Source organism: Lentzea rhizosphaerae (assembly GCF_042649515.1).
In the GTDB taxonomy this organism is placed as follows: Bacteria; Actinomycetota; Actinomycetes; order Mycobacteriales; family Pseudonocardiaceae; genus Lentzea; species Lentzea aerocolonigenes.
This window is the reverse complement of the sequence record NZ_JBHRZI010000015.1, coordinates 507,386-522,450: the sequence shown is the minus strand read 5'-3', so window position 1 is coordinate 522,450 and position 15,065 is coordinate 507,386. Positions and strand designations below refer to the sequence as shown.

Sequence of the window (15,065 nt, the reverse complement as noted above, 5' to 3'; positions counted from 1 at the left end):
GATCACGATGACACCCATCACGTGAGACAGTCCTCCCAACAGGCAAGAGTCGCACGGTAACGTGCCCGAACTGACCGTCGAGTAACTCCGGGAGGGCAACGGATGTTCCGCAAGGTTCTTGTCGCCAACCGCGGCGAGATCGCGATTCGCGCGTTCCGAGCCGCCTACGAACTGGGCGCTGGAACGGTCGCCGTCTTCCCTCACGAGGACCGCAACTCGCTGCACCGGTTGAAGGCGGACGAGTCCTACGAGATCGGCGAACCCGGACATCCCGTCCGCGCCTACCTCTCCGTCGACGAGATCATCAAGGCTGCCCGGAAGGCCGGCGCCGACGCGATCTACCCCGGTTACGGATTCCTGTCCGAGAACCCGGAGCTCGCGATGGCCTGCCGCGAGGCCGGTCTCACGTTCATCGGCCCCGTCGCCGAGGTGCTGGAGCTCACGGGCAACAAGGCGCGCGCCATCGCCGCCGCCCGCGAGGCCGGCCTGCCGGTGCTGGAGTCGAGCGAGCCGTCGTCGAACGTGGACGAGCTGCTCGAAGCGTCGAAGTCGATGCGGTTCCCCGTGTTCGTCAAGGCCGTCGCCGGTGGTGGTGGCCGAGGCATGCGCAAGGTCGACGACCCGGCCGTGCTGCGCGAGGCCCTCGAAGCCGCGTCGCGTGAGGCGGAATCGGCGTTCGGCGACCCGACCGTGTTCCTCGAGCAGGCCGTGGTCGAGCCGCGCCACATCGAGGTGCAGATCCTCGCCGACGGCCAGGGCAACGTGATCCACCTCTTCGAGCGCGACTGCTCCGTGCAGCGGCGCCACCAGAAGGTCATCGAGATCGCGCCCGCGCCGAACCTCGACCCCGAGCTGCGCGACCGCATCTGCAACGACGCCGTGAAGTTCGCGCGCCACATCGGCTACCGCAACGCCGGCACCGTCGAGTTCCTCCTCGACCCGCAGGGCCACTACGTCTTCATCGAGATGAACCCGCGCATCCAGGTCGAGCACACGGTCACCGAGGAGGTGACCGACGTCGACCTCGTGCAGTCGCAGATGCGCATCGCTTCTGGTGAGTCGCTGGACGACCTCGGCCTGTCCCAGGAGACCGTCCAGCTGCGCGGTGCGGCGCTGCAGTGCCGCATCACCACGGAGGACCCGGCCAACGGCTTCCGCCCGGACACCGGCACGATCAGCGCCTACCGCTCGCCCGGTGGTTCCGGCATCCGCCTCGACGGCGGCACGGCCGGCGCGGGCATGGCGATCAGCCCGCACTTCGACTCGATGCTCGTGAAGCTCACGTGCCGCGGCCGCAACTTCGGTCTCGCCGTCGCCCGTGCGCGCCGTGCGATCGCGGAGTTCCGCATCCGCGGTGTGTCCACGAACATCCCGTTCATCCAGGCCGTGCTGGACGACCCGGACTTCTACGAGGGCCGCGTCACCACGTCGTTCATCGAGAAGCGCCCGCACCTGCTGACCGCGCGCCACTCGGCCGACCGCGGTACGCGCCTGCTGACCTACCTCGCGGACGTCACGGTCAACCACCCCAACGGCACTCGCCCGACCGCGGTGGACCCGCGCGAGAAGCTGCCGGTCGTCGACCTCAACGCCGAACCGCCCGCCGGCTCCAAGCAGAAGCTCGTCGAGCTCGGCCCCGAGGGCTTCGCGCGGTGGATGCGGGAGAGCAAGGCGGTCGGCGTCACGGACACGACGTTCCGCGACGCGCACCAGTCGCTGCTCGCCACTCGAGTACGCACCAAGGACCTGCTCGCCGTAGCGCCGCACGTCGCGCGCATGACGCCGGAGCTGCTGTCCCTGGAGTGCTGGGGCGGCGCGACCTACGACGTGGCGCTGCGGTTCCTCGCCGAGGACCCGTGGGAGCGGCTCGCGGCGTTGCGCGAGGCCGTGCCGAACATCAACCTGCAGATGCTGCTGCGCGGCCGCAACACGGTCGGCTACACGCCGTACCCGGAGGCGGTCACCAAGGCGTTCGTGCAGGAGGCGACGAACACCGGCATCGACATCTTCCGGATCTTCGACGCCCTGAACGACGTCGAGCAGATGCGCCCGGCGATCGAGGCCGTGCGCGAGACCGGGACGGCGGTCGCCGAGGTCGCGCTCTGCTACACGAGCGACCTGTCCAACCCGGACGAGCGTCTGTACACACTGGACTACTACCTCAAGCTCGCCGAGCAGATCGTCGGCGCCGGTGCGCACGTGCTGGCCGTCAAGGACATGGCGGGCCTGCTGCGGGCACCGGCCGCGGCGCGGTTGATCTCCGCGCTGCGCAAGGAGTTCGACCTCCCGGTCCACCTCCACACGCACGACACGGCGGGTGGCCAGCTGGCCACGTACCTCGCCGCCGTCCAGGCGGGTGTGGACGCGATCGACGGCGCCACCGCGTCGATGGCGGGCACGACGTCGCAGCCGCCGCTGTCGTCGATCGTGGCGCTGACGGACCACACCGAGCACTCCACCGGCCTCAACCTCCAGAACGTGTGCGACCTGGAGCCGTACTGGGAGGCCGTGCGCAAGATCTACGCGCCGTTCGAGTCCGGCATCCCCGGCCCGACCGGCCGCGTGTACCACCACGAGATCCCCGGTGGTCAGCTCTCGAACCTGCGCACCCAGGCGGTCGCACTCGGCCTCGGCGAGAAGTTCGAGGAGATCGAGTCGATGTACGCGGCCGCCGACCGCATGCTCGGCCACCTGGTGAAGGTGACGCCGTCGTCCAAGGTCGTCGGTGACCTCGCGCTGCACCTCGTCGGTGCCGGCGTGGCACCGAAGGACTTCGAGGCCGACCCCGGCAAGTACGACATCCCGGCGTCGGTGATCGGCTTCCTGCACGGCGAGCTGGGCGACCCGCCCGGCGGCTGGCCGGAGCCGTTCCGCAGCAAGGCTTTGGAGGGCCGCCCGGCTCCCAAGCCGATCGAGGAGCTGTCGGCAGAGGACGAGGCGGGGCTGGTCGACGACCGCCGCGCGACCTTGAACCGCCTGCTGTTCCCGGCGCCCACGAGAGAGTTCCGGGCTCACCGCGACGCCTACGGCGACACGTCGGTGTTGCGCTCCAAGGACTTCTTCTACGGCCTGCGGCCGGGCGAGGAGTACTCGGTCGACCTGGAACCGGGCGTCCGCCTGCTCATCGGCCTGGAGGCGATCTCCGAGGCCGACGCGCGCGGCATCCGCACGGTCATGGCGACCCTGAACGGCCAGCTGCGCCCGATCCAGGTCCGCGACCGTTCGGTGGCGGCCGACATCCCGGCCGCGGAAAAGGCTGATCGGAGCAACCCGAACCACGTCGCGGCACCGTTCGCGGGCGTGGTGACGGCGGCGGTGGCCGAGGGCGACAGCGTCGACGCGGGCCAGACCGTCGCGACGATCGAGGCCATGAAGATGGAGGCCGCGATCACCGCCCCGAAGGCGGGCCGCGTGCAGCGCCTGGCGTTGCGCGGCGCCCAGCAGGTCGAAGGTGGAGACCTGCTGATCGTCCTGGAGTAGCTGATGTTGTGCGAAGGGCCCGGCCTCGGTGGCCGGGCCCTTCGTGCTGCGAGGGGCGAGGAACTCGACGACGATTCCGTGCGTTGCACCGAGCACGGGGTCAGGGAGAGGGAATCGCATCATGAAGAAGGCGTTGGCCGGGCTGCTCGGACTGGCGGGCGTGGCGTGGGCGCTGCGGGACGTGCCGAAGCAGCTGGGAGGAAGGCCGGACCCGGCGCAGATGGCGCGGTCGCCGCGCTACCGCAACGGCAAGTTCCACAACGACAAGGAAGTCCGCACGGTCCCGGACCGCGACTCCTTCTCGTTGCGCGACTTCATCTCCGGCGGTGAGGACCGCAAGCCGTCCGTGGCGGTTCCGCTCGTCGGACCCTCCGCTCCTGTCGGCTCTGGGCTGCACATCACCTGGTACGGCCACGCTTCCGCGTTGATCGAGATCGACGGGGCCGCGGTGTTGGTGGATCCCGTGTGGAGTGACCGGGTGTCGCCGTCTGCGCACGTCGGGCCTCGGCGGTTGCACCCAGTGCCGCACGAGTTGTCGGATTTGCCTGCTTTGAGTGCGGTTGTGGTGTCGCACGACCACTACGACCACCTGGACATGCAGACGGTTCGGGAGCTGACTCGGGTGTCGTCGGCGGTGTTCGTGGTGCCGTTGGGGTTGGGGGCGCATCTTCGGCGGTGGGACGTGCCTGGCACGCGGATTGTTGAGTTGGACTGGGACGAGTCGTTCTCCGTTGACGGGTTCACGCTCACTTGTACTGCGGCGCAGCACTTTTCTGGGCGGTCGGTGCAGCGGAACGTCACCTTGTGGGCTTCTTGGGTGATTGCTCGTGGTTCTCGGTCTGTGTTCTACAGCGGGGACACTGGGTACTTTCCTGGGTATTCGGCTATCGGGGCTGCTCATGGGCCGTTTGATGCTGTGTTGATGCAGGTTGGGGCGTACAACGATGCTTGGCCTGACATCCACATGACGCCTGAGGAAGGGGTGCAGGCGTTTGAGGATCTTGGGGGTGGGTTGTTGATTCCTGTCCACTGGGCGACTTTCAACCTGGCGCTGCATCCTTGGACTGAGCCTGTGGATCGGGTTTGGCGGGAGGTCAAGGCTCGGGGGATGCGGGTTGCGGTGCCTCGGCCTGGGGAGCGGGTTGATGTGGATTCGCCTGGTGAGGTGGATGGGTGGTGGCAGGGGCTCGTTTGAGTTTTCTGGTCGCGCCGGTTGCGCAGGCCGTCTCGCTTGATCACCAGGCGTACGTTGGGGTGTAGTCGATTTGGGGAGCAATGCGTACAGCAGTGGTTACTGGTGGTGGCACTGGCATTGGGCGGGCCATCGCGCTTGAGTTCGTCAAGCAAGGGATGGACGTCACGATCACCGGGCGGCGGGCAGAGGTGCTCGCTGAGGTTCCTGGTGTTCGGCACGTTGCCTTTGATGCCACCGATCCGGATGCGGTCGCTGGGGCGCTGTCGCGGCTTCCGTCCAAGGTGGACGTTCTCGTCAACAACGCCGGTGGCAACGTCAGTCACGAGGACACCAAGACTCGATGGCTTGCCAACTACGAGGCGAACGTCGTCAGTGCTGTGTTGGTCACGGAGGCTTTGGCTCCGCGGCTCGCCGACAACGGCCGGGTGATCACCATCGGGTCGATCGCCGGGCGGCGGGGTGGTGGGAGTTACGGGGCCGCGAAGGCTGCGGTGGAGGCGTGGACTGCTGATCTTGCTGGGGAGCTCGGTGGGCGTGGGATCACCGCCAACGTCGTGTCGCCCGGGTTGATCGTGGACACCGAGTTCTTCGGGGAGTCGATGACTGAGGAGCGGCTGGAGATGCTGATCTCGCAGACGAAGAACGGGCGGGCTGGGACGCCTGAGGACGTGGCTGCGCTTGTCGGGTTCCTCGGGTCGGAGGCTGCTGGGCACATCACGGGGCAGGTGCTGGCCGTCAACGGTGGGGCGCACCTGGGGCGGTAGCTCGCAGGCGGCGGAGGGCCCGCTGGACCTCGTTGCGGTGTTTGGCCGACTTCAGCCACGTGGGGAGTTTGGCCAGGACGGTCATTCGCCGCGTTGAAGAAGAAGGTGGGTCCTCGCGCAGTTTTGCGGTCACGTAGGACTCCAGCAGGTCCAGGTGTGCGGTGTTCAGTGCCCACAGCGTGTGGCCGGCGCAAGGGGTTCGCAGCCACAGGTCCGGTACGAAGCGCTGGTCGTCCCAGCACCAGGTTCGGGCGTAGGGGCGCGTGTGGGCGCAGGTTGGGCAGACCAGGCGGCCTGAGGTGATCAGGGCCTGGGCCGTGCAGGACGGGCACACCGCCAGGACCGGGTGGTCGGCCAGTGCGCAGAGGCAGTCGCCGGAGTCTTGGTGGCGGGTCATGCGCACAGGATGCACCTGGGACGATGGAGCGGTGACGCGAATTGTTGCCGGGACTGCCGGAGGTCGGAGGCTCAAGGTGCCGCCGAAGGGGACTCGGCCCACGTCCGAGCGGGTGCGGGAGGCGCTGTTCAGTTCCCTCGAGGCCATGATGGATCTCGAGGGGGCGAAGGTGCTGGACCTGTACGCGGGGTCGGGGGCGCTCGGGTTCGAGGCGTTGAGTCGAGGGGCCGGGCACGCGACGTTCGTGGAGTCGGACAAGCGGGCCGCTGAGGTGCTCAAGGGCAACGCGCGGGAGCTCGGGTTCGGCAACACGACCATTGCGAACCGGACGGCTGAGGTCTTCGTCACCGGTGAAGGGGACAAGTTCGACGTCGTGTTCGCCGATCCGCCGTACGCGGTGAGTGATGACGAGCTCGCGAAAGTTCTGAACGGGCTCGTGCCTCGGCTCGCCGGGGATGCGGTGCTGATTGTCGAACGTGCTTCGCGAAGTGGCGAACCTGCTTGGCCGGACGAGGTGGAACCCTTGCGTGCCAAGCGATATGGGGACACCGCGGTCTATTGGGCGCAGGTGCGTACTGATGGGTGACGAGAACCACGGACACGCCTGGAGGCGTCCGATCGGGTGCTAACGTCCGATCCATGACGCGTGCCGTGTACCCCGGCTCCTACGACCCGGTAACCAACGGCCACCTGGACATCATCGGGAGAGCCGCGCACCTCTTCGACGAGGTCGTCGTCGCCGTGCTCATCAACAAGAACAAGCGCACCCTGTTCTCCGTCGAGGAGCGCCAGGAGATGCTGCGCGAGGTCACCGCGCAGTGGGACAACGTGCGCGTCGACTCCTGGCACGGGCTGCTGGTCGACTACTGCCGCGAGAACCACATCAAGGCCATCGTGAAGGGCCTGCGCGCGGTCAGCGACTACGACTACGAGCTGCAGATGGCGCAGATGAACCACCAGCTCACGGGCGTCGACACGCTGTTCATGCAGGCCAGCCCGCAGTACTCGTTCCTCGCGTCCTCGCTGGTCAAGGAGGTTGCGACGTACGGCGGTGACGTCTCGACGCTGCTGCCGGCCTCCGTCGAGCAGCGGCTGCAGCAGCGCCTCGCGGAGACCCGTTAAAGAGGCAGCTTCATCCCCACGTGCGACGCGGTGAAGCCGAGCCGCTCGTAGAACCTGTGCGCGTCCACCCGTGACGCGTCCGTCGTGAGCTGCACCAGACCGCAGCCGCGTGCGCGGGCCTCGTCGATCGCCCACCTCATCAGGTGCTCGCCGAGGCCGTTGCCGCGCTGGTCGGAGCGCACGCGCACGGCCTCGACCGTGACGCGGGTCATGCCCAGGCGGGACAGGCCGGACGTGAACGTGAGCTGCAGGGTCCCCACGACCTCCCCGCCGGCCTCGGCCACGGCCAGGTACTGGTGCGGGTCGGCGTCGATCACCTCGAACGCCTTGAGGTAGGAGGGGTCGCCGGGCTTCTCGCGCCGGGCTCCGAGCGGGTCGTCGGCGAGCATCGCCACGATCGCGTCGACGTCGGCCGCGGTGGCCCGCCTGATGCTGATGGTCACGGCAAATCCTGACACGCCCTGCCGATCTCCCTCTTTCGGGGAGATCGGCAGGGCACACTTGTGGGTGGGAGCCACAGGGGTTAGGGAGTGAGACGTGTACCGGGTGTTCGAGGCACTCGACGAGCTCGTCACGATCGTCGAGGAAGCGCGCGGAGTTCCGATGACCTCGGGCTGCGTGGTGCCGCGCGGTGATGTGCTCGAACTGCTCGACGACGTGCGCGACGCGATCCCCGCGGAGCTCGACGACGCGCAGGACGTGCTGGACCACAAGGACGAGCTGGTCGGCAAGGCCAAGCACGACGCGGAAGCGGGCGTGTCGAAGGCGCGTGCGGACGCCGACCGCATGCTCGCGGAGGCGCAGGCCGAGGCCGAGGCGATGCTGTCCGACGCGCGCGCCCGCGCCGAGCGGATGATCGCCGAGGCGGAGGACCAGGCGGAGCGGACCGTGGCCGCCGGCCGGCAGGAGTACGACGACCTGGTGGGCCGTTCGCACGCCGAGGCCGAGCGGATGATCCAGGCGGGCCGTGCCAACTACGAGCGCGCCACCGAGGACGGCCGCGCCGAGCAGGCCCGGCTCGTCAACGAGCAGGAGGTCGTCCGGGCGGCGCACGCCGAGGCTGCACGCGTGCTCGACGCCGCGCAGAGCGAGGCCATCAGGCTGCGTTCGGAGTGTGACGCGTACGTGGACGGCAAGCTCGCGGACTTCGAGGACCTCCTCGCGCACACGCTCAGGTCGGTCGGCAAGGGCCGGTCGCACCTGCGCGGACCGGCCGTCGCGGGAGCCTCCGCGCCGTTCGACTACGGTGCTTAACGAACCAGCGCGCCTGAACGTGTGATTCGCACTACTACGAGCAGGTGCGATCACCTGGGGATTTCACGCGTGAGGCCGTCGTCCCGTACCCTGGACCGGCTGGACGTGGTAGGTCCCCGCCGGCAACCAATCTGATCATGACTGAGCATCGTCACGCGTCCACGCGTCCCACAGCATCCGGTCCCTGGGTCATCGACACCAGGGACATCGGCCGTCGCGCCGGTTCCAGCCGACCCTTCGTCAGGTCGGTGCCCGCGGCAGGTGTGGGGTTGCTCGGTGTGATCGCGGTGCCGGAAGGCGGAGAGGTAGAGCTCGACCTCCTGATCGAATCGGTCGTGGAGGGCGTGCTCGTCTCGGGGACGGCGTCCGCCAAGGTCGAAGGCGAGTGCGCGAGGTGTCTCGAGCCCATCGCCGACGAGGTCGAGGTCCGGATCACGGAGCTGTACGCGTGGCCGGACAGCACCACGGACGAGACCACTGATGAAGACGAGGTCAGCCGGATCGAGAACGATCTGATCGACCTCGAGCCTGTGGTGCGGGACGCCATCGTCCTCGCACTGCCGCAGGCGCCGCTCTGCGAGCCGGACTGCAAGGGGCTTTGCTCCGAGTGTGGTGGCAGGTGGGCGGAGCTCGGGCCCGACCACGGGCATGAGACGATCGACCCTCGTTGGGCCGCGTTGCAAGAGCGGTTCAGCGATGACAACAACGAGGAGAAGTAGTCGTGGCCGTCCCGAAGCGGAAGATGTCGCGCTCGAACACCCGTGCGCGCCGTTCCCAGTGGAAGACGTCTGCCGTGCACCTGGTGGCGTGCTCCAACAAGGCTTGCCGCCAGCCGAAGCCGCAGCACGTCGCCTGCCCGGCCTGTGGTCAGTACGCTGGCCGCCAGGTCGCTCAGCCGGCCTGATCTCCTCGGTTACGCAGTGGGGGGAAAGCCGCCGCGCGCTCCGCAAGCTGACCGCGCGACTTTGACCGAAGCGCTCGGCGTCCAGTTGGACGCCGAGCTGCTCGGGCTTGCACTCACCCACCGGTCGTACGCGTACGAGAACGGCGGTCTGCCGCCGAACGAGCGTCTCGAGTTCCTGGGAGACGTCGTGCTGGGGCTGGTCGTCACCGACCACCTCTACCGCACCCATCCCGATCTTCCCGAGGGTCAGCTCGCGAAGCTCCGCGCCAGCGTGGTGAACATGCACGCACTGGCGGGCGTGGCGCGTGACCTGGGACCGGGCGGGCTGGGCGCACACCTGCTGCTCGGGCGCGGCGAAGAGCTGACCGGCGGCAGGGACAAGGCGAGCATCCTCGCCGACGGCCTCGAGGCCGTCATCGGTGCGGTGTACCTGCAGTTCGGTATCGATACCGCACGAACGTTCGTTCACCGGCTGTTCGATCCGCTCTTGGCCAAAGCTCCGCTTTTGGGTGCTGGACTGGACTGGAAGACAAGCCTGCAGGAGCTCACCGCTCAAGCCAGTCTCGGCGTCCCCGAGTACCGCGTGGACGACCAGGGGCCGGACCACCGCAAGGAGTTCACCGCCACGGTGCTCGTCGGGGGCCAGCCTCACGGCAAGGGTGATGGGCGCACCAAGAAGGAAGCCGAGCAGAAAGCCGCCGAAGCGGCTTATCATGTTCTGTCGGAGCGGGTCAAGGCCGAGCAGGAGTCGGTCCGATCCGCGAACGGACAGAACGGCGCCTCGGTGACGCCAGGGACCCTCCCATCCGAGGAAGACTGAGACACGCAATGTATGCGACCAGGAACCGCACGAACCGCCGCACCCGCACCGTCCGCGGGCCGGTGAACACCTCCCGCAGCGGAGGCATCCAGGGACTTGTGCTGGTCAGGGACACGAGCCGCGCGGGTGTGTGGGTGCTCAAGCCCACCAAGCCGCAGGCCGCCGTGATCGAAGCGCAGCCCGTCGACGAGGGCAAGTCCGAAGCCTGACGTGCCCGAACTCCCAGAGGTCGAGGTAGTACGCCTCGGCCTCGAAGCCCACGTCGCCGGCCGGGTCATCTCCTCGGTTGAGGTGTTGCACCCACGCGCAATCCGCCGGCACGACCTGGGTTCCACGGACTTCTGCGCGCGCCTGGCAGGCCAGCCAATGGCCGCCGCCAGGCGCCGCGGCAAGTACCTCTGGGTGGAACTGGCCGACAAAGCCGCCATGCTCGCGCACCTGGGCATGAGCGGCCAAATGCTCGTCCAACCCTCGTCGGCCCCCGACGAGAAGCACCTGCGCGTCCGCTTCCGGTTCGAAGACGACGGCCCAGAACTCCGTTTCGTGGACCAACGAACCTTCGGCGGCCTGGCCTTGGCCGAGCTGGTCGAGGTCGACGGCACTCTGGTGCCCGACACGGTCGCGCACATCGCCCGCGACCCCATGGACCCTCTCTTCTCCCGTGATGCTGCCGTGCGCGCGTTGCGCCTGCGTCACACGGAGGTCAAGCGCGCCCTGCTGGACCAGACCCTCGTGTCCGGCATCGGCAACATCTACGCCGACGAGGCCCTCTGGCGCGCCCGCCTGCACGGCACCCGGATGACGGACAAGCTGACCAAGGTGAAGGCCGCTGAGCTGCTGGATCACGCCACCGACGTGATGCGTGAGGCGCTGGGGCAGGGTGGGACGTCGTTCGACGCGCTCTACGTCAACATCAACGGCCAGTCCGGGTACTTCGACCGGTCGTTGAACGCGTACGGGCAGGAGAACCGGCCCTGCAAGAGGTGCGGTGCGGCGATCGTGCGTGAGCCGTTCATGAACCGGTCCTCGTACTCCTGCCCCCGCTGCCAGCCTCGTCCTAGAGCTTGAGGACGTCCGTCAGCTTGAGGTGGAGGTCCTTCAGGAACGCCACCGCCACCGGCTCGAGGCTGATCTGATCCGGGTTGTTGACCAGCTTGTTCGCGATCACCGTCTTGCCGGGCGGCGTGATCCCCCGCTGAGCGCACCACTCGCTGACCGCCTTGCCGCGGGTCTTGCCCTCCGCGAGGTCGGACTCGGTGATGCGATCGGTGTGACTGCACTCGGTCAGATGGGCGTTCACGGCTCCGAGGTACGAGTCAGCGGTCAGCAGGTCCTCGATCGCATTACCCTCGGGAAGCGAGAGCACGTGGCTCTCCATCACCCCGGCCTTGACGAGCTGGTTCTTCAACGTCACCCCGCCGGCGTCCCCGTCCACCAGGTACGCCGTCTTCGCGGCGACCTCCTGCAGCTCCGGGTCGCGCGCGGACGAGTTCGAGAGGCCCGGCGCCACCTGGTAGAGCAGGTTCTGCTGGCCGGTGGCCATCTTGATCAGTGTCGGGAGCAGGATCATCTCGGTCGGACCCTCGGTGATCACCGCGTGCCGGCACGCCGAGAACGCCGCGGCTCCCGCGCCCATCTTGAACAGCAACGAGCTGAACCCGGGCCGCTCGTTCGTCCAGAAGTCGTTGCGCAGCTCGCTCGTGCCGGGGTTCTTCCTGCTGGCTGCGACCAGGCGGATCCCGGTGCCGAGGTCAGGCGGCAGGCAGCCGGGCGAATGCGTCGTGTAGAGGACCTGACTCGCCTCGGTCAGCCCGTGCAGGACTTCGACCAGGTCGGCCTGAGCGTCGAGGTGCAGGTGGGTCTCCGCCTCGTCGATCATGAGGATCGGTGGGACTTCCCGGCCGGCCGAGTAGAGAAAGCACAGGAGAGCGATGAACGTCCGCAGGCCTTCGCTGCGTTCGTCGAGGGTCGTGATGGCACCGGTCTCGTGCAGTTCCTTCAGGAGCACGTGAACGGTCGAACCGCTGCACGAGAGCTGAACGGAGATCCGTGACTGGCGCCAGCTGCCCTGCAACCGAGCCTGCAGCGCGGTGTTGACCCGCAGCAGGTAGGTCTCCCTGGCTGCGATGTCAGCACTGGTGATCGCCGCCTTCAGGTCGTCGACCGTCGTGCCCGCGATGCCCAGCAGGTCGGCCAGCGGGTCAACGAACTCGTTCGCGTCGAGGTCGTAGCTCGCCTTCAGTCGTTGCTCCGCTGCGTTGAAGAGGACGAAGCGTGGGATTCGCGGAGCCAGGAGGTTGATCACCTTGCGATCGGCACGACCGGCCTTGAGCTGGCGGTGGAGCGCATCGGCAGCGGATCTTGCTTGAGGAACGACGGGCCCAGGCAACAGAGGAAGGGCCTCGCGCAGGCTGATGAGTGCCAGAAGATCGTCGTCTGACCACGGCTCATCCGTGCTGGCGAGTCTCCGGCGGACCCGGATGATCAGCTGCTTGTTGGCGTTGGACAGGTCCGTGCGCTCCGTCAGCAGCATGTCGAGTGCACCGGACAGCAACTCGAACGCGTCGGTGCCCCATCCGACCGGTGGATCAAGGGTGATGCGCCTGCTCCCGTCGGGCCGCTTTTCCAGGACGGCCTTCGTAGGCAGGGTGGGGAGCTGCAGGTCCGCGAGGACCTCGTGGTCGTGTTCGTCGAGCACGAAGGTCGCGCGGACAACCGGCTCGCCGGTGGTGCGTCTTCCTCTGGTGAGGGCGCTTTGTGGGAGTTCGTCCTTGCTGTGCAGCCAGAGGAGGGCGTCGAGGATCGACGACTTGCCCGCTTCGTTCGGGCCGACGAACGCGATCAGCTTGCTGTCGACGTTGACCGCCGTGTCCGCGAGTCGCTTGTAGCCCTTGAACTCCACCTTGGTCAACCGCACCAGCGAAGTTCTAGCACAGAGGTTCGGTGTCGAATGACCGATTTGAGACTCCCGCGTTAGACAGTACTGCGCAGTGCGTAGTAGTGTTCACGGCGCAACAGTGCTGACGCTCCGGAAAGACGGGGTTCGTTTGGTGGTCGAAATGGGCTTCGCCGATTTCGACCACCAAGCCGAGGGCGGGAGAAACCATGGACACCAGTCAGCTGCTCAAAGGGGTGCTCGACATGGCCGTCCTTGCGGTTCTGCGCAAGGACGACGGGTACGGGTACGACGTGGTGCGCAGACTGCGCGCCGGGGGACTGAACGACGTGGGGGACGCGTCGGTGTACGGAACGCTGCGGAGGCTCTACAACGCGGGGATGCTGACCTCGTACGTGGTGCCGAGCGAAGAGGGGCCGCACCGCAAGTACTACAGCATCAACGAGACCGGGCGGGTGCGCCTGGCTGAGTCGAGGGAGACGTGGAGGTCGTTCGCCAGCACGCTGGACGGCCTGCTCGAGGAGGTCGCGGCATGAACACGCAAGCGCTCGGCATCGAGCACTACCTGGCGGGGATGCGTGCGGCCCTCGACGACCTGCCGCCCAACGAGGTCGCCGAGATCATGGAGGACGTCGAGGCGCACGTCGCCGAGCTGTCCACTGAGCTCGGGGAGAACGAGACGCTCGAGCAGCGGCTGGGGTCGCCCGAGCAGTACGCGCAGGAGCTCCGGCAGGCCGCCGGGTATCCGCCGCGGACCGAACGGTTGCCGGTCACGACCAAGAAGCAGTTGCTCACCAGGCCGCGGGCGGCGGCGTGGGGGCTGGTGATCGCGACCGGTGTCACGCTGCTCGCGGGGGCCGCGGCGTTGAAGGAGCCCGCGATCCTGCTCGTGCCCGCGGTGATCCTGGTGCTGAGCCTCGCGCTCGTGCACGACCGCGGGGCCGCTCAGCAGGAGATCATGAACCTGCCGGAGACGCACAGGCTGCAGAAGTGGCTCAGCCCGGAGGCGGGAACGCCGGCGGACCGGGCGATCACCTACCTGAAGTCGCTGCAGCCGGCGTGGTGGCTGGTGCGGGCCGCTCTGCTCGGGCTCGGTGCCGTGCTGCTCGCCGGGCGCGACATCCTCGGGTTTCTCGTGATCGCCGCGGTTGCGGTGGTGTCGGTGTTCGCCGGGCCGCGGGCCAAGGTCGACCGGCGATGGCTGTGGTTCAGCCTGCCGGCCTCGGCGCTGGCGGTGGGGCTGCTGTTCCAGATGATCGACGTGACGGCGGACCAGCTGGGGTACAACACGTCGCGGTCGTCCTACCCGACGCCGATCGTGGAGACGTACCAGAACATCTACGCGTATGACGAGAACGGCAAGTTGCTGACCAACGTGTTGCTGTACGACCAGGACGGCAATCCCATCAACGCGCCGCAGCAGTACTACGGCTGCCGTGGGAGTGACCCTCAGCCGATGATTCCGGCTAACAGGTATCCGCGGCCGAAGATCGACTACGAAAACGGCACCTGCTACACGGTGGCACCGAGCGAGGACGCTCCGTCATCAACGCCGAGTACGCCGTCGTCGAGTTCTGGAAGCGCGACTTCGAGCTCGGTGCCACCTACTTCCGTGTCACCCAGCAAGTAATCCTGGAGCGGGACCTGTCGGGGGGTCCCGCTCCTACTTGTTCTCCTGCGGTTCGGCCAGGTGGCGCAATACCGGCATGGCCGAGCGCAGGTGTTCTCTGTCTTCTGGCGAAAGTTCGGCCATTCTTTCACTCAATAGTTCGGCCTCGCCGTGAGCCAGCGACAGGATCGTCTCGCGACCGACTTCGGTGAGCACGACTATCGTCGCCCTGCCGTCGGCGGCGTCGGGCTCCCGACGCACGAGACCGGTGGACTCGAGGCTGGTCACGACGGTTGTCGCGGTCGGCTGCGAACACAGCGCGCGCACCGCGATCTCGCCGATCCGCATCGGGCCGTGGGCGCTCAGTTCTGACAGCACCAATAACTGGGTGGGTTGCAAACGACGGGCCGGAGCGGCCTGTCGAAGACTTCGCACCAGCCGGTGCACGGCCACCACGAGTTGAAGAGCCTCGTGGTTGGTGACGGTGGTGGGCATCGTTTCTCCGCGCGCATGTGATTGTCCGAATTCGGACACGAACCCTGGCACTTTCCCTCATTCACGCTCTGCGCGCTATCCGCCAACTGCCGATAACCCATTCGGCCGTTGTGGTTACGCGGGGTGTCA

At 67.6% G+C, this 15,065-nt stretch carries 17 protein-coding genes; 13 read left to right on the top strand and 4 right to left on the bottom strand.

Features of this window, described 5'->3' with window-relative positions:
• Nucleotides 1–102: 102 nt before the first annotated feature.
• The 3 genes from ACFOWZ_RS19440 (at nucleotide 103) to ACFOWZ_RS19430 (ending at nucleotide 5,439) form a co-directional block, all read left to right on the top strand.
• Complete coding sequence (locus ACFOWZ_RS19440; RefSeq protein WP_382374361.1) at nucleotides 103–3,480, top strand: pyruvate carboxylase; 3,378 nt, start codon at nucleotides 103–105, stop codon at nucleotides 3,478–3,480.
• 121 nt (nucleotides 3,481–3,601) lie between these two features.
• Nucleotides 3,602–4,675: an MBL fold metallo-hydrolase gene (locus ACFOWZ_RS19435; protein ID WP_382374359.1), complete on the top strand. Its 1,074-nt coding sequence runs from the start codon at nucleotides 3,602–3,604 to the stop codon at nucleotides 4,673–4,675.
• A gap of 80 nt (nucleotides 4,676–4,755) precedes the next feature.
• Nucleotides 4,756–5,439 (top strand): SDR family NAD(P)-dependent oxidoreductase, encoded by a 684-nt coding sequence (locus tag ACFOWZ_RS19430; protein WP_382374357.1) that lies wholly within the window; start codon nucleotides 4,756–4,758, stop codon nucleotides 5,437–5,439.
• Here the strand turns inward: ACFOWZ_RS19430 and ACFOWZ_RS19425 are convergent.
• Nucleotides 5,411–5,836, bottom strand: coding sequence for a TFIIB-type zinc ribbon-containing protein (locus ACFOWZ_RS19425; RefSeq protein ID WP_382374355.1), 426 nt, complete (start codon nucleotides 5,834–5,836; stop codon nucleotides 5,411–5,413). The genes ACFOWZ_RS19430 and ACFOWZ_RS19425 overlap by 29 nt on opposite strands.
• A 31-nt stretch (nucleotides 5,837–5,867) precedes the next feature.
• Between ACFOWZ_RS19425 and rsmD the strand changes: the two genes are divergently transcribed.
• Together rsmD and coaD are read left to right on the top strand one after the other, a co-directional pair.
• Entirely contained in the window at nucleotides 5,868–6,422 is a 555-nt protein-coding gene (gene rsmD / locus ACFOWZ_RS19420) for a 16S rRNA (guanine(966)-N(2))-methyltransferase RsmD (protein ID WP_382374353.1), read from the top strand.
• Between the two features lie 53 nt (nucleotides 6,423–6,475).
• Nucleotides 6,476–6,958, top strand: coding sequence for a pantetheine-phosphate adenylyltransferase (coaD, locus tag ACFOWZ_RS19415; RefSeq protein WP_030467954.1), 483 nt, complete (start codon nucleotides 6,476–6,478; stop codon nucleotides 6,956–6,958).
• Here the strand turns inward: coaD and ACFOWZ_RS19410 are convergent.
• On the bottom strand, nucleotides 6,955–7,395 hold the full coding sequence (locus ACFOWZ_RS19410; RefSeq protein ID WP_382375095.1) for a GNAT family N-acetyltransferase: 441 nt from the start codon (nucleotides 7,393–7,395) through the stop codon (nucleotides 6,955–6,957). The genes coaD and ACFOWZ_RS19410 overlap by 4 nt on opposite strands.
• Nucleotides 7,396–7,495: 100 nt before the next feature.
• Between ACFOWZ_RS19410 and ACFOWZ_RS19405 the strand changes: the two genes are divergently transcribed.
• The 6 genes from ACFOWZ_RS19405 (at nucleotide 7,496) to mutM (ending at nucleotide 11,004) form a co-directional block, all read left to right on the top strand.
• Nucleotides 7,496–8,212, top strand: coding sequence for a DivIVA domain-containing protein (locus ACFOWZ_RS19405; protein ID WP_030467956.1), 717 nt, complete (start codon nucleotides 7,496–7,498; stop codon nucleotides 8,210–8,212).
• A gap of 137 nt (nucleotides 8,213–8,349) precedes the next feature.
• Complete coding sequence (locus ACFOWZ_RS19400; protein WP_382374350.1) at nucleotides 8,350–8,931, top strand: YceD family protein; 582 nt, start codon at nucleotides 8,350–8,352, stop codon at nucleotides 8,929–8,931.
• 2 nt (nucleotides 8,932–8,933) lie between these two features.
• A complete protein-coding gene (gene rpmF, locus ACFOWZ_RS19395) occupies nucleotides 8,934–9,116 on the top strand; it encodes a 50S ribosomal protein L32 (protein ID WP_030467958.1) in 183 nt (60 codons plus the stop codon).
• 16 nt (nucleotides 9,117–9,132) lie between these two features.
• Nucleotides 9,133–9,936 carry a ribonuclease III gene (rnc, locus tag ACFOWZ_RS19390; RefSeq protein WP_382374348.1) on the top strand — a complete coding sequence of 268 codons (804 nt, stop codon included), beginning with the start codon at nucleotides 9,133–9,135 and terminating at the stop codon, nucleotides 9,934–9,936.
• 8 nt (nucleotides 9,937–9,944) lie between these two features.
• The gene (locus ACFOWZ_RS19385; RefSeq protein ID WP_030467960.1) at nucleotides 9,945–10,145 is read left to right on the top strand and encodes a hypothetical protein; all 201 of its coding nucleotides are present in this window, start codon (nucleotides 9,945–9,947) and stop codon (nucleotides 10,143–10,145) included.
• Nucleotide 10,146: 1 nt separating this feature from the next.
• Nucleotides 10,147–11,004 (top strand): bifunctional DNA-formamidopyrimidine glycosylase/DNA-(apurinic or apyrimidinic site) lyase, encoded by an 858-nt coding sequence (gene mutM, locus ACFOWZ_RS19380; RefSeq protein ID WP_382374346.1) that lies wholly within the window; start codon nucleotides 10,147–10,149, stop codon nucleotides 11,002–11,004.
• Here mutM and ACFOWZ_RS19375 read toward each other — a convergent pair.
• Entirely contained in the window at nucleotides 10,994–12,853 is a 1,860-nt protein-coding gene (locus tag ACFOWZ_RS19375) for an AAA family ATPase (protein ID WP_382374344.1), read from the bottom strand. The two genes, mutM and ACFOWZ_RS19375, sit on opposite strands and share 11 nt — an antisense overlap.
• Before the next feature lie 188 nt (nucleotides 12,854–13,041).
• Here ACFOWZ_RS19375 and ACFOWZ_RS19370 point away from each other — a divergent pair, with 188 nt between their 5' ends.
• Nucleotides 13,042–13,368: a PadR family transcriptional regulator gene (locus ACFOWZ_RS19370; RefSeq protein ID WP_030467969.1), complete on the top strand. Its 327-nt coding sequence runs from the start codon at nucleotides 13,042–13,044 to the stop codon at nucleotides 13,366–13,368.
• A complete protein-coding gene (locus tag ACFOWZ_RS19365) occupies nucleotides 13,365–14,462 on the top strand; it encodes a DUF1700 domain-containing protein (protein WP_382374341.1) in 1,098 nt (365 codons plus the stop codon). The genes ACFOWZ_RS19370 and ACFOWZ_RS19365 overlap by 4 nt, the downstream gene beginning before the upstream one ends.
• A 33-nt stretch (nucleotides 14,463–14,495) precedes the next feature.
• On the opposite strand, the gene ACFOWZ_RS19360 is transcribed toward ACFOWZ_RS19365, so the two are convergent.
• Nucleotides 14,496–14,936, bottom strand: coding sequence for a MarR family winged helix-turn-helix transcriptional regulator (locus ACFOWZ_RS19360; protein ID WP_030467971.1), 441 nt, complete (start codon nucleotides 14,934–14,936; stop codon nucleotides 14,496–14,498).
• Nucleotides 14,937–15,065: the final 129 nt, after the last annotated feature.